This window comes from Acinetobacter sp. Gutcm_16, from assembly GCF_028649355.1.
GTDB classification, from domain to species: domain Bacteria; phylum Pseudomonadota; class Gammaproteobacteria; order Pseudomonadales; family Moraxellaceae; genus Acinetobacter; species Acinetobacter johnsonii.
The window spans coordinates 59263-85147 of sequence record NZ_JAQSUV010000012.1; the positions used below are offsets into that span (position 1 = coordinate 59263).

At 42.3% G+C, this 25885-nt stretch carries 22 protein-coding genes; 9 read left to right on the forward strand and 13 right to left on the reverse strand.

The annotated features are described in order from the left end of the window. Positions 1-90: 90 nt before the first annotated feature. Positions 91-1383 carry an OprD family outer membrane porin gene (locus tag PTT44_RS00995; protein ID WP_159153618.1) on the forward strand — a complete coding sequence of 431 codons (1293 nt, stop codon included), beginning with the start codon at positions 91-93 and terminating at the stop codon, positions 1381-1383. Positions 1384-1487: 104 nt separating this feature from the next. On the opposite strand, the gene ppa is transcribed toward PTT44_RS00995, so the two are convergent. Both ppa and PTT44_RS01005 read right to left on the reverse strand, forming a co-directional pair. After that, on the reverse strand, positions 1488-2012 hold the full coding sequence (ppa, locus tag PTT44_RS01000) for an inorganic diphosphatase (RefSeq protein ID WP_004692877.1): 525 nt from the start codon (positions 2010-2012) through the stop codon (positions 1488-1490). Between the two features lie 117 nt (positions 2013-2129). Next, on the reverse strand, positions 2130-2534 hold the full coding sequence (locus PTT44_RS01005) for an MAPEG family protein (protein ID WP_005401007.1): 405 nt from the start codon (positions 2532-2534) through the stop codon (positions 2130-2132). A gap of 107 nt (positions 2535-2641) precedes the next feature. Between PTT44_RS01005 and PTT44_RS01010 the strand changes: the two genes are divergently transcribed. Then, positions 2642-3022, forward strand: a complete 381-nt coding sequence (locus tag PTT44_RS01010) for a hypothetical protein (RefSeq protein ID WP_062033321.1) — start codon at positions 2642-2644, stop codon at positions 3020-3022. Positions 3023-3070: 48 nt separating this feature from the next. On the opposite strand, the gene PTT44_RS01015 is transcribed toward PTT44_RS01010, so the two are convergent. Together PTT44_RS01015 and parC are read right to left on the reverse strand one after the other, a co-directional pair. Beyond that, a complete protein-coding gene (locus PTT44_RS01015) occupies positions 3071-4750 on the reverse strand; it encodes an AMP-binding protein (RefSeq protein ID WP_168159868.1) in 1680 nt (559 codons plus the stop codon). 148 nt (positions 4751-4898) lie between these two features. Next, on the reverse strand, positions 4899-7118 hold the full coding sequence (parC, locus tag PTT44_RS01020) for a DNA topoisomerase IV subunit A (protein WP_168159869.1): 2220 nt from the start codon (positions 7116-7118) through the stop codon (positions 4899-4901). Between the two features lie 210 nt (positions 7119-7328). Here parC and PTT44_RS01025 point away from each other — a divergent pair, with 210 nt between their 5' ends. Continuing rightward, positions 7329-7610, forward strand: coding sequence for a hypothetical protein (locus PTT44_RS01025; RefSeq protein ID WP_168159870.1), 282 nt, complete (start codon positions 7329-7331; stop codon positions 7608-7610). A 43-nt stretch (positions 7611-7653) separates the two neighbouring features. Here the strand turns inward: PTT44_RS01025 and niaP are convergent, their stop codons facing one another. From niaP to PTT44_RS01045, 4 genes are all read right to left on the reverse strand, one after another. After that, entirely contained in the window at positions 7654-8973 is a 1320-nt protein-coding gene (gene niaP / locus PTT44_RS01030) for a niacin transporter NiaP (RefSeq protein WP_168159871.1), read from the reverse strand. Positions 8974-9076: 103 nt separating this feature from the next. Then, entirely contained in the window at positions 9077-9721 is a 645-nt protein-coding gene (locus PTT44_RS01035; protein ID WP_168159872.1) for a trimeric intracellular cation channel family protein, read from the reverse strand. A gap of 59 nt (positions 9722-9780) precedes the next feature. Beyond that, a complete protein-coding gene (locus PTT44_RS01040; RefSeq protein ID WP_168159873.1) occupies positions 9781-10248 on the reverse strand; it encodes a YchJ family protein in 468 nt (155 codons plus the stop codon). Between the two features lie 70 nt (positions 10249-10318). Then, a complete protein-coding gene (locus PTT44_RS01045) occupies positions 10319-11899 on the reverse strand; it encodes a TerC family protein (protein WP_004692886.1) in 1581 nt (526 codons plus the stop codon). Between the two features lie 335 nt (positions 11900-12234). Here PTT44_RS01045 and PTT44_RS01050 point away from each other — a divergent pair, with 335 nt between their 5' ends. Then, positions 12235-12855 carry a TIGR00730 family Rossman fold protein gene (locus PTT44_RS01050; RefSeq protein WP_168159874.1) on the forward strand — a complete coding sequence of 207 codons (621 nt, stop codon included), beginning with the start codon at positions 12235-12237 and terminating at the stop codon, positions 12853-12855. 59 nt (positions 12856-12914) lie between these two features. Here the strand turns inward: PTT44_RS01050 and PTT44_RS01055 are convergent, their stop codons facing one another. Continuing rightward, a complete protein-coding gene (locus PTT44_RS01055) occupies positions 12915-13889 on the reverse strand; it encodes a hypothetical protein (protein WP_004978518.1) in 975 nt (324 codons plus the stop codon). Between the two features lie 166 nt (positions 13890-14055). Further along, the gene (locus tag PTT44_RS01060) at positions 14056-15963 is read right to left on the reverse strand and encodes a choice-of-anchor I family protein (RefSeq protein WP_168159875.1); all 1908 of its coding nucleotides are present in this window, start codon (positions 15961-15963) and stop codon (positions 14056-14058) included. A gap of 160 nt (positions 15964-16123) precedes the next feature. Here PTT44_RS01060 and mdtD point away from each other — a divergent pair, with 160 nt between their 5' ends. The 4 genes from mdtD to PTT44_RS01080 all read left to right on the forward strand — a co-directional run bounded on the left by mdtD (position 16124) and on the right by PTT44_RS01080 (position 20481). Beyond that, the gene (gene mdtD, locus PTT44_RS01065) at positions 16124-17518 is read left to right on the forward strand and encodes a multidrug transporter subunit MdtD (RefSeq protein ID WP_168159876.1); all 1395 of its coding nucleotides are present in this window, start codon (positions 16124-16126) and stop codon (positions 17516-17518) included. 97 nt (positions 17519-17615) lie between these two features. Further along, positions 17616-18401: a glycoside hydrolase family 25 protein gene (locus PTT44_RS01070; protein WP_435781942.1), complete on the forward strand. Its 786-nt coding sequence runs from the start codon at positions 17616-17618 to the stop codon at positions 18399-18401. 134 nt (positions 18402-18535) lie between these two features. Then, on the forward strand, positions 18536-19597 hold the full coding sequence (gene dinB / locus PTT44_RS01075; RefSeq protein WP_168159877.1) for a DNA polymerase IV: 1062 nt from the start codon (positions 18536-18538) through the stop codon (positions 19595-19597). Between the two features lie 527 nt (positions 19598-20124). After that, positions 20125-20481, forward strand: coding sequence for a RidA family protein (locus PTT44_RS01080; protein WP_168159878.1), 357 nt, complete (start codon positions 20125-20127; stop codon positions 20479-20481). 60 nt (positions 20482-20541) lie between these two features. Here PTT44_RS01080 and PTT44_RS01085 read toward each other — a convergent pair whose 3' ends face one another. Further along, positions 20542-21084, reverse strand: coding sequence for a DUF2726 domain-containing protein (locus PTT44_RS01085; protein WP_010325668.1), 543 nt, complete (start codon positions 21082-21084; stop codon positions 20542-20544). Positions 21085-21465: 381 nt separating this feature from the next. Next, positions 21466-23871 (reverse strand): YgiQ family radical SAM protein, encoded by a 2406-nt coding sequence (locus tag PTT44_RS01090; RefSeq protein WP_168159879.1) that lies wholly within the window; start codon positions 23869-23871, stop codon positions 21466-21468. Here PTT44_RS01090 and PTT44_RS01095 point away from each other — a divergent pair. Next, on the forward strand, positions 23870-24097 hold the full coding sequence (locus PTT44_RS01095) for a hypothetical protein (protein ID WP_252726164.1): 228 nt from the start codon (positions 23870-23872) through the stop codon (positions 24095-24097). The genes PTT44_RS01090 and PTT44_RS01095 overlap by 2 nt on opposite strands. A gap of 270 nt (positions 24098-24367) precedes the next feature. Here PTT44_RS01095 and PTT44_RS01100 read toward each other — a convergent pair whose 3' ends face one another. Further along, a complete protein-coding gene (locus tag PTT44_RS01100) occupies positions 24368-25663 on the reverse strand; it encodes a M20/M25/M40 family metallo-hydrolase (RefSeq protein ID WP_168159880.1) in 1296 nt (431 codons plus the stop codon). Between the last annotated feature and the right edge of the window lie 222 nt (positions 25664-25885).

Sequence of the window (25885 nt, forward strand, 5' to 3'; positions counted from 1 at the left end):
AATATGTTAAATAAAAATGACAATTTTTCAGCGATTACTTATACAATTGCTGTTCTCTTTCCATCCAATTTGTATAAGGTTCGCTCCCCAATGCAAAACACAAAAAAATTAGCATTAGCAGTTTTAGTACAAACTGCACTTATATCAACAGCTTTTGCGAGTGAGCAAAGTGAATCTAAAGGTTTCGTTGAGGACGCTGAAGGATCAGTGTTATTCCGTACTGGTTATTTAACCCGTGACAAGAAAAATGGTGCAGCTGATACAAGTTCAGCAGCTCAAACCGCGATGGTCAAAATTGAGTCTGGTTATACTCAAGGTACTGTTGGCTTTGGTGTCGGCATTATTGGCGATACATCATTTAAATTGGGGAAAAATGGTCACACTGACAACCAAATGATCCCAACACATCCGCAAAACAATGCTGATGGCACAAAAGATGCGTATGACTACTGGACACGTGGTGGCGGTATCGTAAAAGCACGTATTTCAAATACTGAAGTACGTTACGGTACACACGTTCTAGACTTACCAGTACTAGCAAGTAACACAACACGTTTAGTGCCTGAATACTTTGAAGGTGTTTTGGCTACAAGTCGTGAGATTAATGGTCTTGAATTAACAGCTGGTAAATTTACTAAAGACCAAATGTCACACCAAATCAATACTGATGGTAACCATTTAGACCGTGCTGTGGTTTGGGGTGCAAAATATAAGTTTAATGATGCATTCAATGCATCTTACTTTGGCTTAGACAGCAAAGATACATTAGATCGTCACTATGTGAATGCCAACTATAAGCAAGCTTTGGCAAACAACAGCTCTTTGACCTATGACTTCAGTGGCTATCACACTGAGTGGGATAAAGGCGCAAGTGCATCTTCTTCTACTTTACCGAGCACTTCATCTGACCGCAGTAACAATATTTGGGCATTGTCTGGTACATATAACCAAGATGCACACAATGTTATGCTTGCTTACCAACAAAGCACTGGTAACACAGGCTATGCATACGGTGAAAATGCCGACGGTTTCCAAAGTATTTATCTACCAAACTCTTACCTTTCAGACTTTAACGGTCGTGGTGAGAAGTCTGTGCAAGTTCAATATAGCCTAGATTTTGCAGGTTACGGCGTTCCTGGTCTAAGCTGGACGACTGCATATGTTTATGGTTGGGATATTGATACAGCAACTGATGACAACGCGAAAGAAAGCGAACTCTTTAACCAAGTGAAATATACAGTTCAATCTGGTTTTGCTAAAGATGCAAGCTTACGTTTACGTTACTCTCACTATCGTAATGATGATGCTTACGCAAACGATTACTACATGCCAGACACCAACGAATGGCGTATTTGGTTAGACATTCCTGTGAAATTCTTCTAATTTCTACGGAAAAGCTAATCTAATAAAAAAACCTGCACATTGTGCAGGTTTTTTTATTGAAGCCTACAATCAAACACAGTTCAATCAAGGCTTCACAGACAGGATTATTTTGCTGCTTCGATTGCTTTAAGCACTTCTTGCTTAGCAACTTCAGAACCTTCCCAACCTGTTAATTTAACCCACTTCCCTGGCTCTAAGTCTTTATAGTGAGCGAAGAAGTGTTCAACTTGTTGAATGAGTAAAGGTGGAAGATCGGTATATTCTTTCACGTCTTTATAAATTGGCGTTAACTTGTCATGTGGAACTGCGATTAATTTCGCATCGATACCACCGTCATCTTCCATGTTCAATTTACCCACAGGACGGCAACGAATTACTGAGCCTGGTTCAACTGGATGTGGCGTTACAACAAGTACATCTAATGGGTCACCATCTTCAGACAAGGTGTTTGGTACATAACCATAGTTCGCTGGGTAGAACATTGCTGTCCCCATGAAACGATCTACAAAAAGTGCATCCGAATCTTTATCAATTTCATATTTGATTGGTGCTGCATTTGCAGGAATTTCGATGATCACGTAGATATCGTTCGGTGCATCTTTACCCGCAGGGATATTGCTGTAGCTCATAACATCACTCTTTAACAAGTTAAATCTTTTAAAAACCGCATCGATTATAACGGTTTTTGAGAAAAAAATATTTCTGCGATTATACATCCACTGGGTGAAAATATGTATGTTTCGCACTTAGCCCATCGTCAGTCGAATGACCAACAATAATAAACAAATTGGGCAAAGCAGTGACAACAGCCAAACGATCGATCGAAGCGTCGACCAATTGGCCAAATAGCAAATGCCATACACCACACGAAAGACAAGATAGGCAATACCAAACGTCATGGTGACCACTTGCGGAATCACCATATATTCAGCCATTAAGATAGCGGCAATAAATAACGGTAAACTCTCAAAACTATTTTGCTGTGCCGCATTGGCACGTGCAGCCAGACCAGTCGTTTTGGCGAGAAATTCACGCGGATGTTGATTATCTTTGGCGCGAAATCCTGCTGTTTTTTTAGCAATGATTGTAAATACGTAAGGCAGTAAACAAGCAATTAAAATGAGATAAATAATCCCGCTAATGCTTTGCATTGGTTTTTTCTCATCAAGATCATTTCGAAGGCTATCATAGCATGGCATTCCGAGGATAAATTTGGTTAAATTATAGTGTTTTTATAATTTCCCGATGAGACTCCTGCATGGCTAGCCCTGATCAAAAAGAAATGTTCGACGTGCTCGAAATTCAGCGTCAACATCAACGCCAAGTGGATCGTGTTTTAAAGATTGTGCTTCCCGTTACGGCTTTTTTATTGGCGGTCATTTGTGCCAATATGAATATTGGTTCGACCCTTGGCACACTGGTCATGCTGATCATTGCATTTTGGATGGTCGGGATTAAACGTCAAAACCTATGGTCTTGGTTGCTTGCAGTGACCGTCTATTGTCTGATCGATAATATCCTGAGTTTTGGTAGTTTTGCTTTCCCAGCTTTTAGTCGTCAGTGCGGTACGATGCTGACCTTTGTTGGCATTTTGGGCATTGGCCGTCCCTATATCGACCGCTGGTTAATGAAGAATTAAATGTGAACATGAAAAAAAAGCGCCTGACGGCGCTTTTTTTATTTGAACTTAAGCTGTTTTACGTAAATCTTTACGCAGGATTTTACCTACGTTTGATTTCGGTAACTCATCCAAGAATTCAACATAACGCGGACGTTTGTAACCCGTTAAGTTCTCTTTCGCAAAGGCCAAGACTTCTTCTGTCGTTAAAGATGGATCTTTCTTCACCACAAACAGTTTTGGTACTTCACCTGATTTTTCATCAGGTACACCAATGGCAGCCACTTCCAATACTTTAGGGTGCTTTGAAACCACTTCTTCGATTTCTGAAGGGTAAACGTTAAAGCCTGACACCAAAATCATGTCTTTTTTACGGTCTACAATTTTCACATAGCCGCGAGCGTCCATGACACCAATGTCACCCGTACGGAAGAAACCATCTTCAGTCATCACTTTAGCTGTTTCATCTGCACGGTTCCAATAGCCACGCATTACTTGTGGGCCACGGATTGAAATCTCACCTTGTTCACCCAATGCAACTTCCTTACCGTCATCATCCAAAATTGCAACTTCAGTTAATGGCAATGGAATACCAATCGTGCCGCTGAATTCTTCAGACGCTGGTGGATTTGCCGTTGCCACAGGTGAAGTTTCGGATAGGCCATAACCTTCAATGATGTTGGTTCCAGTAATTCGCTTCCACGCTTCTGCTGTAGAAGGAAGCACAGCCATACCACCACCCATCGCCATTTTCAATTTGCTGTGGTCGAGTTGCTTAAACTCTTCATTGTTCACTAAAGCATTGAATAGCGTATTCACTGCTGGGAAGAATGACGGTTGATATTTACGTAATTCTTTCATCACCGCAGGTAAGTCACGCGGGTTTGGAATCAAAACGTTGGCTTGGCCTTTGTACATACCGTACATCGCACAGACCATGAACGCAAAAATATGATATAGCGGTAATGCACAGAAAATGCGGTCATCAGGTTGACCATCTTGTGCACCAAATTTACTTTGGAAAATACCGTCACACTGCAACATGTTCGCCACAAGGTTGCGATGCGTCAGTTCTGCACCTTTTGATACCCCTGTAGTGCCGCCAGTGTACTGAAGCACTGCTGTGTCACTTAACGTTAAGTTCGGGCGCTTATAGTTACTCGCACTAACTTTCGACATTGCCGCATTAAAGCGAATATGGCCAGGAATATTCCATGCTGGAATTTGCTTACGCACTGAACGTAATACAAAGTTCACCAGTGTGCCTTTTAATGCACCCAACATGTCACCTACAGAGGCAATCACTACATGTTTAACTGGCGTTTTACCATTAATCGCTTGGTAAACAGAGGCAAAGTTTTCAATGATCACCAAAACTTCTGAGCCCGAGTCATTTAACTGATGTTCAAGTTCACGCGCGGTATACAGTGGATTGACGTTAACCAATACTAAACCTGCACGGAATACACCCAAAGCAACAATAGGATACTGAAGAACGTTCGGCATCATTACAGCGACACGTGAGCCTTTTGCTAGACCCAAACTTTGTAAATACGTTGCAAATTTACGGCTTGCTTCTTCTAACTCATTAAAAGTGAGCACTTTATCCATAAAGATAAAAGCATCACGAGAGCCAAATTTTTGGAAATTTCGTTCAAAAACATCTACTAATGACGTGTTTTCTGGTGGCAATTCTACAGTCTCTGGAATCCCCGTTTTTTGGTATTCTGCGAACCAAATTTTTTCCATATCGCCCGATTCTCCTATCAGTAATCCTTAAATTTCAACTATTGTTCTCAATATTAAGCGCTCTTTATTTAACTTCTGTTGCTTAATACTGCATCCATTTCCCGCATACATACCATATATAACGTATTTTGATCGATGGATGCTAGTTTTATCTCTGAACTAACAGTTTATTTGCTTTTTGATAACCACGTGGTAATAACTGCCCTTTTGATGCTCTTTTGCCTATGTATTTTTGCAAGTCATCACCCTTCAATTTTAATTGCTGCTGTCCTGCAACGACTTGCAGTATTTCATCTAGCGTTAATCTTGTCATGAATACAATTTGATCTTTCTCTTCAAGTTGTATCAATTTATTACCTTTACCTTTATTCAAAACAGGCAACTCTGACAACTCTAAAATCAACAAACGACCCGTTGAGGTCAATAACGCCAAATGGGTGGCCTGATCAACACTGGTTAACGGCATAACTGTGGCTTTTTCAGGTAAAGTCAGGAAGGCTTTACCTGCTTTTGCATTTGTATCTAACTGTTTTGCCTGTGTTTTAAAACCATATCCTTTACTGCTCAGCGCCACGACTTCGGTTTCATCATCAGCAATAAAGACTTGTTTAAAACCGATACCACTGGCTGGGGACAATTTTGAACTCAACGGTTCTCCCAGACCACGTGCGGACGGTAGGCTATTAATGGCTAGTGCATAACTACGCCCTGACTCATCCAGCACATACACGCGCTGATTAGATTTGCCTTGCGCATGACTGAGGTATTGATCGCCTGCACGGAAGTTCAAGTTTTCAGCATCAACTTCATGACCTTTGGCTGAACGAATCCACCCCGCTTCAGACAAGACCACGGTCACAGGATCAGCAGGCATGAAATCTTGCTCACTCATCGCCGTCGCTTCTGCACGATGCACGATTGGTGAACGACGGTCATCGCCGTATTTTTTCGCATCATCTTTGAGTTCATTGATGATCAAAGCTTTTAAAGACTCTGGATTAGCCAACTGTTCACGAATCAGTGCAGCTTTGGCCTCTAACTCTTCTTGCTCACGGCGCATTTCCATTTCTTCAAGTCGGGCCAAATGACGCAACTTGAGTTCTAAAATGGCTTCGGCCTGAATATCATCAATATTAAAATGTGACATCAACTCCGCTTTGGGCTGTTCTTCTTCACGAATAATACGAATCACTTCATCAATATTTAAATAGGCAATAATCAAACCGCCCAAAATATGTAAACGTTTTTCAATTTTATTCAGGTGATATTGCAACCGACGGGTAACGGTTTCCTTTCGAATTTCAATCCACTCCAGCAAAATACGACGAATCGATTTCACTTGTGGACGACCATCCGCGCCAATCATGTTCATATTGACCCGATAACTCGACTCAAGGTCAGTGGTGGCAAAAAGATGACTCATTACCGCTTCAGCATCAATCCGATTTGAGCGCAGTACGATTACCAAACGGGTTGGGTTTTGATGATCCGATTCATCTCGTACATCGCTCACCAAAGGCAGTTTTTTCGCCTGCATTTGATCTGCAATTTGCGAAATAACTTTCGAGCCTGACACTTGATAAGGCAAGTCCGTGATCACAATTTCATTTTTTTCGATGCGATACACCGAACGCATACGATAACTACCACGCCCTGTACTTTGAATTTTTAACAGCTCTTCAGGTGGCGTAATAATTTCTGCTTTGGTCGGCAAATCGGGTGCAGGAATATATTCTGCAACTTTTTCATCGCTTAAATTTGGATTGCGAATTAAGGCAATGGTGCCTTTCACGACTTCACGCAGGTTGTGTGGTGGAATGTCCGTAGCCATACCAACCGCAATGCCCGTAGTGCCATTTAACAAAATATTCGGAATACGTGCAGGTAAAGTCACAGGCTCTTTCATCGAACCATCAAAGTTATCCTGCCAGTCACAAGTCCCCTGTCCCAGTTCAGACAAAAGCACTTCACTATATTGAGATAATTTGGCTTCGGTATAACGCATCGCAGCGAATGATTTCGGATCATCGGGAGAACCCCAGTTACCCTGACCTTCAATAAACGGATAACGATAACTAAAAGGCTGCGCCATCAGCACCATCGCTTCATAGCAGGCCGAATCACCATGCGGGTGATACTTACCGAGCACATCGCCGACGGTACGCGCAGATTTTTTGGGTTTACCGCTGTGTTTCAGCCCCAATTCGCTCATGGCATACACAATACGGCGTTGTACAGGTTTTAAACCATCGCTGATATGCGGTAAGGCACGATCCATGATCACGTACATGGCGTAATTGAGATATGCTTGTTCAGTAAATTCTGCTACGGAACGGTTTTCTGTCGCTTGATGCGCAAGGTTCGTCATAACAACCTGTCATCCTAATTAATCGTTTTTTGTTTAAGTTCTTATGCTATGTCGCAGGCTCTGCCTATACAAGTGAAAGCGTACACCACTACGACAAATTGCGTCTTTAGATGTTCCTAGTGTCGTAAAATTATCCATTTTTTTTAAAATGAGCAACTAATTATTTTGAAGTTCAGTTCCTGTGTTCATCTCTGCTCGTCAATGAAAACAATGAAGCAACTTCTGCCCACTCAACTTGACCCATACGATCGACAAAAAATCGGGGCATCCTCGCCCAAAATACGACACAACCAATTGGATAAATTGCATCAATCAAGTCGCAGCTATTTAAATAGCCTCATCATGCACGGGGCTAACTTTTATCAAAATGCAGCTTTGAGAGGCTACGTTTTGGCCGAGCAGATTGAATTTTTTATTGCTGAGTTGGATCTTGTTATCCGCTATTTTCAGATCCATCATCTAAATTTTATGTTGAAGTGTATTGAAGACTGAGAGTCTCAGCACATTTGACTCTCAATCTTCAGCACGGACTAAATTACAGTCCAATTTCTTCCAATGTTTTGCCTTTGGTCTCTTCACCCAAAATCAAAATTACCGCTACAACCGCAAGCAATACCGCGGTAAACATCATGAAAATCGCACTAAATCCATTGCTCTGTACCATCATATGCGTCACCACCATCGGTGCGACAATGCCGCCCATACGACCAATGGCCGATGCCCAGCCCGAACCAAAAGCCCGGATATTGGTTGGATATTGCTCTGGGGTATAGGTATACAACACGCCCCATGCACCGAGGTTAAAGAATGACATCAAACAACCCCAGAACATGATCATGCTCACAGTATCAGCTTGACCAAAGAAATACGCGGAAACTGCACACATGCCAATAAAACCAGCCAAGGTTGCTTTACGTCCCAGCTTTTCGACCAGCCATGCTGCGGCCACATAGCCTGGCAGCTGTGCCAAAATCATCACCAAGACATACTCAAAAGACTGAACAATGCTATACCCCTGCTTCACCAGCAAACTCGGTAACCATGTAAAAATGCCATAATACGAGTAGACAATACCAAACCAAATCAACCATAACATCAAGGTTCTACGCGCAAATGCCCCCGACCAGAGCTGGGTAAAAGACACGGTCTTTTTCTCTGCCACCGGTTTAACAACGATATGCTCGATCACTTCCACACCGCATTGACGTTCAATCTGCTGCACCAAAGCATGCGCTTCCACAATACGACCTCGGTTAATGAGATAAGGAATTGACTCAGGCACTTTGAACCAAATCACAATGGCGTACAGTGCAGGAATTCCACCGATTAAGAAGGCCATATGCCAGTCAAATTTTGGAATCACAAAATACGCCACCAATGCAGCGCAAAGCCAACCTAAGCCCCAAAAACTTTCTAGCAGCACGATAAAACGTCCACGCACCTGCGCAGGAATGTATTCACTAACCAAGGTCACCGCTACTGGCAACTGTCCACCTAAGCCTAAACCCACAATAAAACGAAACACCAATAACCACGTTAAGTTCGGGGCAAAGGCACAGGCTGCCGTCGCTAAACTGTAAATCACTAGGGTCGCGGCAAAAACTGTTTTACGTCCGATGCGGTCGGCCAAGCCCCCTGAACACACTGCACCAATCGCCATTCCGACAAAGCCAATGGAGACCACCCAACCTTTTTCGGTTGGGCTCATGTGCCAGTCTTCGGCCATTTTTGCCAAAATAAAAGAAATCAGCCCCGTGTCCATGGCATCGAACATCCAGCCCAAGCCAATGACCCACAACAAGGTGTAGTGAAATTTACCGATCGGTAAGCGTTGTATGCGAGAAACTAAATCCATAGCTCGGCCTCTAAAGCGGGAAAAGATAGCAGGCTGCTTTCTCAACAGGCTTTATCATTATGTGCTTTTTTTATACAAATAAGGCAGTCAAATCACTGCTATTTTAGCTGGCATCTTTCGAGGAAGCAGATTGCTCATCATCGTCTTGATAAATGAATTTTGGCATTTCTAAGCCAAAGTAAATCGCGATTAGACGTAAGCTAAAACCAAAGATCAAAGTCGAAATCACGGTCAGCTCAAGTGATAAACTGAGCTGAATGCAGCCCCAATAGAAAATCACCGCGACAAAAGAAATACTGGCATACAGTTCACGGCGGAAGACCAAAGGGACGTCATTACACAAAATATCACGTAAGATACCGCCTGATACCCCTGTCAGAACTCCTGCGACCGCAGACACCACAAAACCATGTCCCATTTCTAAGGCAATTTGACAGCCGATGATGGTAAAACCGATCAGGCCCAGAGCATCGAGCACCAAGAAAATGTTGCGTAAATGACGCATCCACTTAGCAATCAAAATCGTCATAAAAGCGGCAAAACAGGTCAGCATCAAATATTCAGGATGCTTGACCCAAGTCAGCGGATAATGTCCCAATAACACATCGCGGACAGAACCGCCGCCTAGCGCTGTGACACAAGCAATAATCACCACACCAAACCAATCCATACTACGCCGACCCGCCGACAGTGCACCTGTCATTGCCTCTGCTGTGATCGCTATAATATAAATAATAGTGAGTAACATCGCCTGGATTCCATATAGGCTAATTGATGCGCGCTATTCTAAGCCAAATTTGCTTAAAATTATAAAAATTGTGCACAACATTGTTTAAATTTTTTCCCTGAACCGCAGATGCACGCTTGTTTCATGGTGATTTGCATTTCAGTGGTTGGGTCTAAAAAATACCACGCCTCGGCATGTTTCACAAAATGTGAAATTTCATGATGTATCTGTGGCGATGTGCCATCATGATAATAGGCCTTGAACTCGACCATGGCATGGTTTTTATCGAGTTTTTCATTGGCCTGCACGACGTCTAACTTCAACCATTGGTTGCTTCGACTCCACTTTGCAATTGCTGCAACATCTAGAGCCTGTTGCTGCACCAACGCTGTGGTTTTCACAATGTAATCAATTTGCTGTTTGGCAAAAGCACTATAACGTGAGCGCATAAGTTGAGCAGCACTCTGCGCACGGCTTTGTCCCAAGTGCAAAGGCTGACAGCACTGCTTATATTCACCCTGTCCACATGGACACTCAACATTACTCATGATTTTTCCATAAAAAATAGCTCGACATTGCGAGCTATTTTAACCTGTTCAAACCAGATTAAGGTTTGTTTTAAGATGATTCCTTGTGCAGATCTGACTTGGGAATCACATGCACCTTTTCAATTTTGTGCCCATCCATCGTCACCACCTCAAAAATACAACCATCTGCTTCAAGGCTAGAGCCATTTTCGGGTAAACGACCTAAATGAAAGAGGATATAGCCTGACAAGGTTGAGTACTGATCAGACTCGTCGACCAAATCACGATCCAACAATAACGACACATGGCGAATATCAGTGGAACCATCGAGCATCAAACTGCCATCTTCCAAACTTTCAGCCACATTGTCTTCAGCATCTTCATCGGGGAACTCCCCTGCAATCGCTTCCAATACGTCAATCGGCGTGGCAATCCCTTCAATCGAGCCATATTCATTCAAGACCAAAGCCATTTGTAACGGCGCTTGACGCAATTGTTCCATCACCATCAGGACTTGCGCATTTTCATGCACAATCACAGGTTCACGTAAATGTTTATCAAAATCAAGAACACCGGTTTCGATATATTCATTCAAAACTTTATGGGTCAGCACCACACCTGCGATGTTGTCTAACTCGCCCCGTGCCACAATTAAACGCGAATGCGTAATGCTGAGTAGTTGTGATTTGATTGAAGCTTCTTCATCCTCTAAATCAATCCACTCCAACTCTGGACGTGGGGTCATCACGGACTTCACTGGACGTTCAGACAAACCCAGCACCCCTTGCACCAAGACACTATGATAGACCCCATTTTCAGGATCAAATACTTCATCCGCATAAGCGCGAGTTGCCAATACATCTTCAGGCTCAGAGGCATGATCACTACTTTTACCGCCCAACATTCGCAGCACCGCAGATGCAGTTTTATAGCGAAGGTCTGTGGTGGTGACCATTTTTTCTTGATTACGGCGCATGGTTTGGTTGATGAATTCAACAATTACCGAGAAACCAATCGCGGCATATAAGTAGCCTTTTGGAATATGGAAACCAAAGCCTTCTACAATCAATGAGAAACCGATCATCATCAAGAAGCCGAGACACAAAATCACCACGGTCGGATGTTTGTTGACGAATTCCATTAAGGCTTTCGATGCCCACAGCATAATGCCGACGGCAATAACCACCGCAATCATCATCACAGACAGGTGTTTAACCATACCGACTGCGGTAATCACCGAGTCTAAGGAAAACACAGCATCCAAAACCACAATCTGAACGATCACCATCCAAAACACAGCATTGGCTGGACTTTCTTCTTTCTGAACCACTTTGGCGTCAATACGTTCATGCAGTTCCATGGTGCCTTTAAACAGTAAGAACACCCCACCAAACAGAAGAATCAAATCCCGTCCTGAGAAAGGATGATCGAAGATATGGAACAGCGGCTCGGTCAGTGTCACCACCCAAGCAATTGAGGCCAACAGCACCAAACGCATTAAGAGTGCAAGGATCAAACCAACAACACGGGCCGTATTACGTTGTTCTGGTGGAAGTTTCTCCGCCAAAATCGCAATAAAAACCAAGTTATCAATCCCGAGCACAATTTCCAGCACCACTAAGGTGAGTAACCCCACCCACGCAGAAGGATCAGACATCCATTCAAATATCATGTGATCTGCTCCTGTCGAGGGGAAATATACGGTGCATAACGCAACTTAAGCGGATGAAAAGGAAGATTCAGCACCAATGGCTGTAATTTTTTTTCGGAAAACTGAAGATGTCTTGAGCGACAACTACCACTACCCATGTTCGTTCTTGTGTTGTAAAACAGGAAATAAGTATAGGCAAGATCTACATGAAATTCATCTTTTTTTCAAAAGCGCACTGTTTTAAAAGATTTAACAAATTATTACCCGATTGTTAGATTAAATACAGCTTGCCGTCACATTTCTTGCTTAAACTAAGAAAGAAAAAGTAGATAAAGCAAAAGGTAAAAACATACGCCATGAATAGTGAATTAAAAATATCCTCTCTCAACACTGAAGTAAATGTTCAAACCACTCAGCCTCTGATCGCACTTTACTGCGGTTCTCGTTCAGGTAATAAACCGATTTATCAAGAAAAAGCGATTGCACTGGCACAAGGTTTAGCTAAACAGGGTTTTGGTCTGGTTTATGGGGGGGCCAGTATTGGCCTCATGGGACAAGTGGCCGATGCCATGATTAGCCACGGCGGTGAAGCAGTCGGCGTCATTCCAGAATTTATGCTGGATTATGAAATTGCGCATCACCAACTGACCGAATTACATGTTGTACAAACCATGCATGAGCGCAAAGCCTTAATGGCCGAGCGTGCAAGCGCCTTTGTCGCACTACCCGGCGGTTTAGGCACTTTTGAAGAAATTTTAGAAGTGGCAACCTGGGGACAACTGAACCAACATCAAAAACCGATGATGATTTATAACGTCAATGGTTTCTATGACGCACTGATTGCCCAGTTGGATCATGCAGTAGAAGAAGGTTTTCTACCGCCACAGCACCGCGCAAAACTGATTGTGTGCAACCATGCTGAACAGATTTATTCAGCCATTGCCAACCTCGGCAGTCCAGCGCACTTTGCCATTTAAACCCTGTTCTTAATGCCATAAAAAAGCGAGCCTAGAGCTCGCTTTTTTAACATATACGGTTATTGCCCATAATGAGTAACAAAGTTATAGAACCACGGCAGTGTGGTCGCCAAAATCACGGACATGGCTAAGCCAAACATCAATTTCATCGCATCTTTACTGACGTTACGCGAAGTGCGATGTTTGTTCACTTCATCAAAAATCATCGACATTGCAAACTCACGACCTGCAAGTAAACCTAAGAATACCCATGTGGTACTCATTGGAATATTACTCCACTCTTTGAAGACCAACAAAATGAGGGCATACATAAAGTCAATAATGGTTGCTGCACGAATATCAGTAACACCTGTTTTGGTATCAACAATCTTCTGAATCGCACCACCACGTTGGTACAAAATCACCGCCAACAACACCACAAAGACCGTGATGGCAAACAGTAAAAATGAAAACGGCACTTGACGGGGTACATAGACAAATATATTGGCCAAATCTTGAATTAGCCACTGACTCCACAGAAAAGCCGTAGAGACCCACTGTAGCCCAATCCAAATATGCGACGGTTCTTGATTACGGGTTTTCGCAAAATACTTCGCGACTTGGCGCATCACAAAACGATAGACAATAATCGCAACCACAAAGGCCACCGCATAGCCCATCATCGATTTCACCATCATCGAGCCTAAACTTGCAGGCGAGAAAATGGTTAAAACCAAGAAAGTGGTACTGACGGGAATTCCGTATTTGGTTAAAAATAACAGTAAAATCGGTGGCACAATATAAAGCCACGTGACCCCACCCTCAGGAAAAGGGATCGTTTCTAAACGGCCATATGATGCATCTCCCACACCGGATGCATACCAACCATAAATCAACACCACAACCAAAATGCTGCTGATAAAGAGCCAAAGCACCCACCATGGACGGTGTGCATTGGATGAAATAAACGTACCTAATGTCTGTGGCACATCATTTCCGACGATAGAATAAGCGGCTAAACAAAAGCCTATCACCATCAAAATTTCGATTGTCATAAAACCAACCTTTTGAATAATTTATTCCAAGACAGTGCCCTTGGACGTTTGCCAAAGATTATGACTGTTTTATTTCATTTTCATGACATCCCTGTCATATATTTTTTGTAGCGCCATAAAAAAAGAGCACCGCAGTGCTCTTTTTTCAAATTCAAAACTCAGTTTTTTAATTGAGTTTGACTTTATAAACCGCTGTACTACCACTGACTTCATTTCCCACCACCAACAGCGGGTGACCATTTGGTGAATTCTTCGCCGCGATGAAAATCAAACCTTCTGGGCCTAAGTCACCTTGCTTCGTGACTTCTGTTTCATTAGTGTTGCGATGGTTCAGATACTGAACAAATTTAGCCTGATTCGGGTTGCTAATATCGTACACCATGATGCCACTGGCACGCTCAAGTCCAATAAAGGCAAAGGTCTTTTCACCAATTTTACCCAAAGTCACGCCTTCAGGTTCAGGACCTTTATTGTCACTACGGTCATCAAATTTAAATGCTTCATGATTGCTATTAAATTGCTCTGGGAACAGCTCCGCAATTTTTTGCTCAAACTCACTCCCCGAGTCCCATACAATCTGTTTGGTTTCAGGGTCGACAATACTCACCGAACGGCCACCATAGGCATATAATTTGTCATAAGTCAGACGACCATTTTCATCCAACTTTGGCAGACCAGTCAGTAGATCTTTTTGATAACCTTGCGTCCAACTAATGGTCAAACGTCCAATTTGTGAATCTTTAATTAAATTATCCGCGCAGACTTCTGTTGCGTCAGTCGTTTGACAAGGTTTAAACACCTCTGGGTTTAATTTTGCCCCTTTCACGCCCGGTGCAAGCTGACGTAAATGCGCGGCATAATCACCTTTGGCGTCAAAACCTGCTTTTTTAAACAAATGTTTGATGCGTATCTCTTCAGCATAACCAGCATTTAAGTCCCCGCCTTCAAAGTATTTGGCTTCATCCCTTAGCCATTCACGGGCATCCCCCTCATTGGCCGTGACCAAATAGGTTTTGCCGTTGGCTTGATATTGTGCAATGGCATCGGGCATATACATGCCATATAGACCCGGCCAAGAGCTGATATTAATCATGCCGGCATCTTTTGCACATTCTGTAATACTACGCCCCAAAGAGTCTTGACCAATAGCACAGTCACGGTCACTTCCATCCAAGGCATTTTCAGGCAAACTATGGTCCTTGTAGCCCATCGGGAAAAGATCAACAAATTGATTTTTTGCTAGGTCTAAAACCCCAATGGCATTATTTTCCTGCAAACTAACCCATGCTTTTTTACCATCAGCACTGACTGCGATATACTCAGGCTCTAGGTCTTGTGCAACTGTGGTCGTTTGAATACCTACGGCAGCTACATTTGGGTATTGACTGATGTCTGGGCCAAAAATACGAATGCCTGCATCTAATAAGTCTTGTTTACGGTCATTCCATGTGTGGAAGCCCGCAATAGTTGCTGTTGGTTTTTGAATATCTGAAATATCAATAATGCTGACGGAACCTTCGGGATCGACTTGATACCCTTCATTCGGTTCCGCTTCATTCGCTACCAGTACTTTTCGACCATCAGGCGTGAAGGTCAACATATCTGGCAAAGCTCCCACGTTGACTTGACTGATAAAAGAGAGATCCTGTGCTTTAAAGAAAGCCACAATACCGGTTTGGGTTTTATCCTCAGCCTGAACCGCCAGTGCCACGATGCCATTATGTACCGCGACGCTATTCACTTCGGAATTGGCTAAATAAGTTTTGGCATCCAAAGATTGGATATATGTCGGTTGCGCTGGTTGGGAGAAATCTAAAACATCGACCATACCTTTTTGTGCATTCACCACGAACAGACGCTTACTCGCAGCATCATAGGCGGGGATTTCAGCTGCACTCTGTCCAAATATCCCCGACTCATAACTTGCAAGATGAACCAGTTCAATACTATTCGGCGTGGCTTCCTCTAGCACAGGCGGTGATGTGATGGTTTGCGCATCATCACTGTCATTACACCCCGCTAAGCCCAACCCCATGCATGTTAAAAAGACAACACTATATGTTTTATTCATCATGATCTAAATATCGGTTCAAATTTGACCAATGTATGACGTACGCGTTGCAAACACATGACGTAGAGATGTCAATTTGATGGCATGTGATAAATGCACATTCGCAACAACAGTCCAACTTAAATTAAGCTAAACTGTTTAAAAATTTCACTTTGTTGTATCTATGAACCAAACGCCGACCCATCAAGCACTCGCTTCTGAGTACCGTCTTTTGGTACTTCTGGTTTCGATTGGCTTTTTTATGCAAGGCTTAGATACCACCATTGTGAATACCGCTCTACCGGCTATGGCAGCCAGTCTGAATGAAGACCCGCTGCAAATGCATAGCGTGGTAGTGGCCTATGTGCTTGCCGTTGCTGCCTGTATCCCCTTGAGTGGCTGGCTCGCCGACCGTTTTGGAGTGCGCAATACCTATTTCAGTGCCATCATCATTTTTACCCTTGCCTCACTGGGCTGTGGCTTTTCTGAAAGCTTGAATGAGTTATTGTTCTATCGCGTATTGCAAGGCATCGGTGGTGCATTATTGCTCCCTGTTGGCCGTTTAGCTATGCTCAAGGTCATTCCGCGGACGCAGTTCTTATCGGCCATGAGTTTAATGAGCCTTGCGGGACTAATCGGCCCTCTAATTGGTCCAACACTCGGGGGCTGGTTGGTCGAAGTCAGTACATGGCATTGGATTTTCCTGATTAACCTCCCCATGGGGCTGTTAGGGGTCCTGATTAGCTTTAAAGCCATGCCGAATGTCACCGAGCAGAATGTGCCGCGTTTTGACTTTTGGGGTTTTATCCTGTTGGTGATCACCATGGCAGGACTATCTTTAGGGATTGAAAATTTTGCCAGTCCGCACCTGACTTTATGGTGGAGTATGGGGCTGATTGTGCTGAGCTTAGTAACTGCGCTTTGGTATGCCTATCATGCACATACGCATCAAAATGCGCTATTTCGCAGTAAACTGTTTCGTAACCGCATTTATGCCGTGGGTATTTTAGGTAACTTCTTTGCTCGCCTCGGTGGCAATGCCATGCCTTTTTTGATGCCACTCATGTTACAAGTGGCTTTCGGTTTTGAACCCTTTGTGACAGGGCTATTGATGATTCCGACCGTGCTGGGTTCACTGGCCTCCAAACCCATCATTCGTCACTTGATTCAGCGCTTTGGTTATCGCCACGTACTTTTGGTTAACACCTTGTTGGTCGGTGCATGTATCGCCAGTTTTGCTCTCAATACCGCAGACACCCCAACCTGGCTGCGCGCGCTGCATTTCTTTGTTTTTGGTATGCTGAATTCCCTACAATTTGTGTCTATGAATACCCTCACGCTGAAAGATTTACCGCAACAAGATGCCAGTAGTGGCAACAGTTTCTTGTCGATGATCATGATGGTGTCGATGAGTATTGGTGTGGCTCTGGCAGGTACTTTGGTTAATGTCTTTACGGCATATTTGGGTACAGATCACATCGTCATGGCATTCCATAACACCTTAATTGTTTTGGGCTGTATTAACCTGATTACCGCAGCCATTTTCTGGCACATCCCTAAAGATACCGTGGATGAATAACAGATACAAAGTCTGCCATTCACTGACCATAATCATCATGGTCAGTTCCACAAATTCGAGCTATGATGATGAGCTAAAAACCAATACCTGCAAAAGCATGTCCGCAAGAAAAAAAGTTTCCACGCCGTCAAAAACCTCATATCCCTATTACATACTTGCCTGTGTAGTGATGCTATGTGTCGGACTGGGGATCACCTATTTTTTCTTGCAGAACAATATCGCATCTGCCCAAGAGTATCCGATAAAAGGCTTTGATGTGTCTCATCATCAGGGCGACATCCAATGGCAATCCATTTCTCCCCAAGAGTTTAAATTCGTTTATTTAAAAGCCACCGAAGGGGGAGATTTCAAAGACCGTAAATTTCAGGACAATTGGCTCAAAGCTCGTGAACAAGGCTTTTTGGTCGGGGCTTATCATTTTTATCGCTTATGCCGTGATGGCCAGATTCAGGCGCAGAACTTTATCGAAACTGTACCGAAGAAAACCGATAGTTTACCGCCTGTGATTGATTTGGAATATGACAGCACCTGTATCAACACCTACACCAGAGAACAGCTACTCAAAGAAATTCAGGTCATGCACGACCAACTGTATCAACACTATGGTTTGCAACCCATTTTTTATACCTCTAAAGCATTTTATAATATTGTTTTGGTCGATGAATTTAAAAAAACTCCCCTTTGGATTCGTGAATATCAGGGCCAGCCTGAGCTCAAAGGCAATCCGAAATGGACCTTTTGGCAACACACCAGCCAAGGTCAAATTAAAGGCATACCAACCTTGGTGGATCTCAATGTATTTCAAGGCTCAGAGCAAGATTGGATCAGCTTTTTAGAGCGCCAAGGGCTTTATCAACTGCCACAAAACTTACCAATCAAGTAAGCAGTTCCAAGCTCAGCATTGAAATTCAAATACTAAAATACCAAGTCAAACTATGTCGCTTATGCCGCATGTAGAACTACGCAATCGATCTGAATAGTGCAATACTGGCTTAGGTTTCAATATTAAAATTCAGCATGCGAAAAATCATTCACATCGACATGGATGCCTTCTATGCCTCTGTGGAGTTACTTGATCGTCCCGACTTAAAGCATTTACCTGTGGTGATTTCTTCACACCATCCCCGTGCTGTCATTGCAGCCGCATCCTACCCTGCACGTCGCTACGGACTCCGCTCTGCCATGTCGATGACTCAAGCCAAAAAACGCTGCCCTCAAGTGGTGGTGATTGAACCTAATTTCTCTAAATATCGTGCGGTCTCAGAGCAAATTCATGCAATTTTTCAGCGTTATACCACACTCATTGAACCGCTTTCCTTAGATGAAGCTTATTTAGATGTGACGGAAAATTTACAACAACTGGCCAGCGCCACAGAAGTTGCTGAACGCATCCGTGCTGATATTTTTCAGAGCACAGGACTGACCGCCTCTGCGGGTGTTGCACCGAATAAGTTTCTAGCCAAAGTTGCGTCGGACTGGAATAAACCCAATGGTATCTGCGTGATTAAACCCTCACAAGTTCAACAGTTTATTCAGCACTTGCCGCTTAAAAAAATTCCTGGGGTGGGTAAGGTCATGCAAGAAAAATTATATGCGCTCAAACTTGAAACTTTAGGTGATTTACAGCATGTGGATGAAAATATCCTGATTCATCATTTTGGCAAGTATGGCAAACAGCTCTATCTCTATGCACAAGGGATTGATGAGCGTCCTGTACAAGCGGAACGAGAACGTCAGCAAATTTCAAAAGAAACCACTTTTGATGATGACTTAACCCTTGAACAATGTCTCCCATTTTGGCCCAAGTTGATTGCACAAGTCTGGCAAAGCTTAGAGAAAAAGCAACTGTATGCCCGCGGTGTCACCGTCAAACTGAAACTGAAAAACTTTCAAACCCTACAGCACAGTAAAAGCTTCAAAATGCCATTAAAGCATCAAACTGAACTGCAAATGACCTTAGACATCTTACTCAAAGAAATGCAAATCACACCAGATCAACAATTTCGTCTGATCGGTGTTGGGGTGTATGCACTTTCGACTCAAGAGCCTTTACCCCAGCTCTCTTTATGGTCTGACTGATTGCTCAATGAGTCACTTTTTAACCAAAAGAACAAAAATAATGCAATTTAGCATTCACAAACTGTGTTTTTAGAGTAATCTAATGACGCGCTGCATTTATCCATGTAACCGCTGAGATGCTAAAACTTACCTTTACTTTTAGCATACGTCCTGTGATTGGCGTGACGATCAAATCCGAAGATTACAGGACATCTCTGATATTTATCATGGTATTTCCCCTCTATATTACAGAGCAGCGCTCTAGCATCAGAATAATCCAATATTTAAAAATATACTGTTATAAAGTCCGCATAAGATTGACCTATTAATCGCGTTCCTTCATCTTTTGTAATTCCCACGTCGAAATATTGAATTCATCCTCTGTTCACATGTACTTACAGCAAGAGATAGAATCCTTCACGCTGTAAAATTCTGCACCTGATTGAAAGCCAAGATCACAGCCATCTGTCATACATCAGTTTGTGGTAGGCTATTGAGCTACATTATTATGTTCTATTTTTATACTCATCACACAGGATGCATACATCATGACGGTTCAACGTTTGCATGTCTCAAATCGTTTTTCTGAAGTTGCGATTGCTGGCAACCTCGTTCATTTGGCAGGTCAACTGGCGTCTGACTTTGATCTCGATATTAAAGGTCAAACCCAACAAACATTCGACATGATTGACCAATTTTTAGCTGATGCAGGCACAGATAAAAGTCAGATTTTATCGGTGACGATTTATTTAAAAGACATTGAAAATGACTATGCAGCGTTCAATGAAGTTTGGGATGCTTGGGTTGCAGACATTGATGCCTTACCCCGTACCTGTGTTGAAGCTAAACTTTATGATCCACGAGTATTGGTAGAGTTAACCGTTGTTGCAGTGAAACCTGCATAAAAATACGCGTATCATAAAAACATGAGTTTTCATGTTTTTATGATACGCGCTGAGATTCAGTTAGCCGATCAGACGTAATTTTCGAGTTTGTGCTGCATTATAGTAATCATATTTTTTGGCTACACGCGTATCTTTAGTCAAACGCGACGAAGCATAGAGATCGCCATAAAAATCTTCACGTAACTGATGATAGTCAGGCACTTCTTCATAACGAATCACTTTATAACCAGCCATATCGAGGATCGCATCCTGAAACTGTGCCTTTTGTGGACGTTTCAGTGAAAGCGGATCTTCTAAAGCAACCACTGCCAAAACTTGTTGTGCACTATCCACAATGACAAAATCGGCCACCAAATTGCGGTATTTGTTTCGCGTACGCGAAAATTTTGTAGTTAGTAAGGCATCATAAGACACATGTGCCAGCACAGTATGATGCGGTAAAATTTCTTTCAAACGAGTGTAAGTCAGTTGCTCATGCATACTAAAAATAGCACGTTGTCTTAATGCACTATCTTGCTGCTTGGTCTTAGGGATCAACGCTTTACTCGCTAAAATCATGACCAGTATCAACAACACGCTACCAATTACCATATAAGTTGTCATATTTGTATCCTTTTCATCTTTATTATAATTTTCGGTATCACACCGATTTTTATCCGATCAGTATAACCTACTGACCATTTACCCAAACCACGCAATAAAAAAACTAAAGCTAAAATCAAACAAACGCTGATAAAACTAAACAATTTTTTGCAATGTCATTCGTTGTAACACGTTTTGTTTTAATCCGAATGAAATTTTGGCTCTTTCGCCTATCTACACTGTAATAGAGTGATTCATTCACGTGCAATATGATTCTTCGGATTGACCCAATTTTCCCGACGGATGGCAGAAAAGCCAATCTTTGAGCTATTTTTCTAACGCAATAAAAAGATTGATCCTAAAAAAGGATGCCGTAGCATCCTTTTTTATATTCAGTTGCGATTAAGCACGTGACTTAGACTTCGGTTTTGATTTTGAATGTCCAAATGGCTTCTTGGCATCACCTGTTTCACGCGGTGGTAAACCTGTATGTTGCGTTAAAATCTGACCGCGCTCAGGACGCTTTTTGGTATTCGATGGACGCGATTGATTTTTCGCTTGTTGGTTACGGCTATCACCATTACGTTTTTGCGAATCACCATCCACGGTTGAGTTTTTCTTCCGAGCAGACTGATACTGACCTTCTGTCCCTTGCGGTTGATAGGTTGGAATCAAATGCTGTTTCGAGTTACCAATCAAGTCTTGGCGGCCCATCTCTTTTAAAGCTTCACGTAATAATGGCCAGTTGTTTGGATCATGATAACGCAAGAAGGCTTTATGCAGACGACGACGCTTCTCACCTTTCACAATATCCACATCTTCAGTATATCGCGCCACTTTGGCTAATGGGTTTTTACCCGTGTGATACATGGTGGTCGCGGTTGCCATTGGCGATGGATAGAAAGTCTGTACCTGATCGGCACGGAAACCATTTTTCTTCAACCAAATCGCCAAATTCATCATGTCATATTCAGTCGTACCTGGATGTGCTGCGATAAAGTACGGAATTAAATACTGCTCTTTACCTGCCTCTTTACTGAAACGATCAAACATTTGCTTGAAACGATCATAGGTCCCGATGCCCGGTTTCATCATCTTAGACAATGGACCTTTTTCGGTATGTTCAGGCGCAATTTTTAAATAACCACCAACATGATGCTGAACCAATTCTTTGACATATTCAGGATTTAACACCGCTAAGTCATAACGCAGACCCGAACCAATCAGAATCTTTTTGATGCCTTTAAGGGCACGTGCTTTACGATATAACTGCGTTAAAGGTGCATGATCGGTATGTAAATTTTGACAAACACCCGGATAAACACATGATGGTTTACGACAGTTCTTTTCAATTTCAGGGTCTTTACAGTGCAAACGATACATGTTTGCTGTAGGCCCACCCAAGTCAGAAATGATGCCAGTAAAGCCTGGTGCAGTATCACGAATCTTTTCAACTTCACGTAAAATTGATTCTTCAGAGCGGTTTTGAATAATACGCCCTTCATGTTCTGTAATCGAGCAGAAGGTGCACCCCCCAAAACAGCCACGCATAATGTTGACCGAAAATTTGATCATGTCAAATGCAGGGAAACGCGCATCAGCATAGACAGGATGCGGTAGACGTGCATAAGGTAAATCAAACACATAGTCCATTTCTTCCGTCGTTAACGGAATCGGTGGAGCATTTAACCAAACATCACGCTCGCCATGCTTTTGTACCAAAGCACGTGCATTTCCCGGATTGGTTTCAAGGTGCAAAATACGGTTGGCATGTGCATATAAAACTGGATCATCTGCTACTGCTTCAAATGCAGGCAAACGAATCACAGCCAGTTCACGCGGCGGTAATTTATGTTTAATTGCCTTTGAAGACGGCTGTAATTGCACAATTTGTGTATCAGGATCAAGTTGATCCCCTTCACGAACAATTTGATTCGTCACAATTTCTTTTTGGAAATTTTGGTATTGGGTTAAAGAATTACCCTTATCTTTTTCAATTTCACAGCCATCTAAATCTTCAGTCATCACATAAGGATTGATAATCGGATCAACACGGCCAATGGTATCTACATCATTTGATGCAATTTCCACAAACTTGGCTTTAGATGGACGGTTTAACTTATTCACGATAAATGCCGTGCCACGCACATCGGTGATTTCGTGAATTTTTTCGCCTTTGGCTAAGCGATGCATCACTTCAGTAATTGAACGCTCACCATTACCATACATCAAAAGATCGGCTTTTGAGTCCATCAACACTGAACGACGAACTTTGTCTGACCAATAGTCATAATGTGCAATACGACGTAAAGATGCTTCAATTCCACCTAACAATACAGGTACATCTGGAAATGCTTCGCGTACACGTTGGCAATATACGGTTGCTGCACGGTCTGGACGTTTATTGGGTAAATTATCTGGTGAATAGGCATCATCAGAACGAATTTTACGATCAGCCGTATAACGGTTGATCATCGAATCCATATTCCCAGCGGTCACACCCCAAGCGATATTGGGCTTACCCAAAACTCGAAATGCTTCAACATTAGTCCAATCAGGTTGTGCAATAATCCCGACACGGAAGCCTTGTGCTTCTAAAGTACGGCCAATAATGCCCGAACAAAATGATGGATGATCGATATACGCATCACCACAGACCAAAATAAAGTCACAACTATCCCAACCGAGTTGGTCCATTTCCTCGCGCGACATCGGCAAAAATGGCGCAGGTTCAAAACATGACGCCCAATATTTGTCGTAATCAAACAACGCTTTAGGCGCGGTCTGCATAGTATAAGCAGTAGACATGGCTAGCAATTCTCGGCTGGCAGATGAAAGATCTCAAATAAAGATCAAAGATGAAAGCCGATCATTTTACCATGAATTACATTCAGCTTGCTTGGTTAAAAAAGCATCATATACAGCACGTTATCATTTATTTTTTTATGCAAACGTAATTTCGAAGTTTTTATTTAAAAAGAAAAAATTCGACAGTGAAGAGACAAAAGCTGGCCCTTCATTACTTAAAGAATAAAGACTAAGGTCCAATCACTTGGGACAGCAAGCAATACATCGAGACCCAACAGATTCCGCTAAATTATCCAGCAAAGAATGAAAAAAGTAACATCAACTATAGCTATGCCGATCTCTCAGAATATCCCTCACTTTATATAGTTTTTATTTAAGATCTCATCCATTTCCCTATAAGATTCTGATATTTAGATTAATGAAAGATGCTGCTAAAAATAAACACCATCTTTCATGATGTAAAAACTCAAATCAGTTCAGTTCTTTCATACCAACTTTATTCTTTTTGAGCGGTCGATAAGTCCATAATCAACTTTGTCGCTAAATATAAACGCGGCACAATACTTTCGACCAGAATATATTCAGCATTATTCGAATGTGCACCATCACCAGATAAGCCCATGCCTTCTAAAATCGCTGCTTTCGAATTTAAGCCAGCAAATGCGGCATCTGTACCACCACCTGTTGCTTCAGCTAAGACCTTCATTGGTAAGTTAAAATCAGTTTTGTAAATAAGCTGTGCTTGTTCAGCCAATTTTTTTGCCTGTGGGTTTGCCATTAAAGGTGGGCGACGTATTTCAAACTTTAACTTAACTTCACTATCAGCTAACTTTTTATGTTTAATCCTTTCCTGTAATACACGTTCCACTTGCTGAAAATCTTTAACTTGCAAGGCACGAACATCTGCTTGTGCAGTTGCAAGGTCTGGAATCACGTTACGCACTTTACCTGCACTCGCCACCGTCCAGTTTAATTTCAATCCTGTTTTAGGATTCGATAAATCTTGTAACTGTAAAATTTGATGTGATAATTCTGTCAGTGCATTTATGCCTGCTTCAGGCTTAACCCCTGCATGTGCAGATTTCCCGTGAACCTCTAAATATGCTGCACCAATCCCACTGGTGGCTAAACGTAAACTGCCATCTTTACCGCCACCCTCAAATGACAGAACCACATCTTGGTCTTGTGCAGTTTCAGTAATCAGTTTGCGTGAACCTGGCGAACTAATCTCCTCATCGGAGTTAAGTAAGACTGTAATCGTGCCATAGTCTTGATAATTCAGCTTTTTCAAAAGATCAAGCGTATGAATAATTGCAGCAACTCCCTGTTTATCATCTAAGATTCCAAGACCAAAAACTTTATCCCCTTCCATTTTAAAAGGTTGGTCTTTCAACATCCCTGTTAAATACACCGTATCCATATGAGCAATTAGCATAATTTTACTACTGCCTTTACCCTTTAAAACAGCTTTTACCATTGGACCAGTCTGTTGGGGCGTATCATCCATACGATATATATCTTTGGCTTCTACAATACTGACCTCAGCACCTGTCGTTTTTAATTGTTCGGCGACATATTTAGCGATCTTATTCACGCCGACAAAATCTTTACTCCCCGACTCAATATTGACTAAAGCCTCTAGAGTATTTAAATAATTCTTTTTTTCTGATTCAACCAGTTGTTTGACCTGATCATTAGATACAGCATGTACTTGCCCAAAAGCCAAACAGCTCAACAACGCACATGAAATTAAAGGAAGTTTTTTCAGTTGATATTGAATTTTATTAGGCATACTCATTATTCCATTTAAAGATATTGCTAACAAACTATGAACATTTGATCGACTATCCAATATTTTTAAAAAATCTAAAAATAAAAATGTTAGATAGATTAAATGTCATGATCGATAAATAAGTAAATCAGTATGTAGAAACCAATCCTAAATCTCAATTAGACGATTGATTCGTATATTATTTTAATCTTTTCAGCATAAAAAAATCCCCCTAACCGTTAA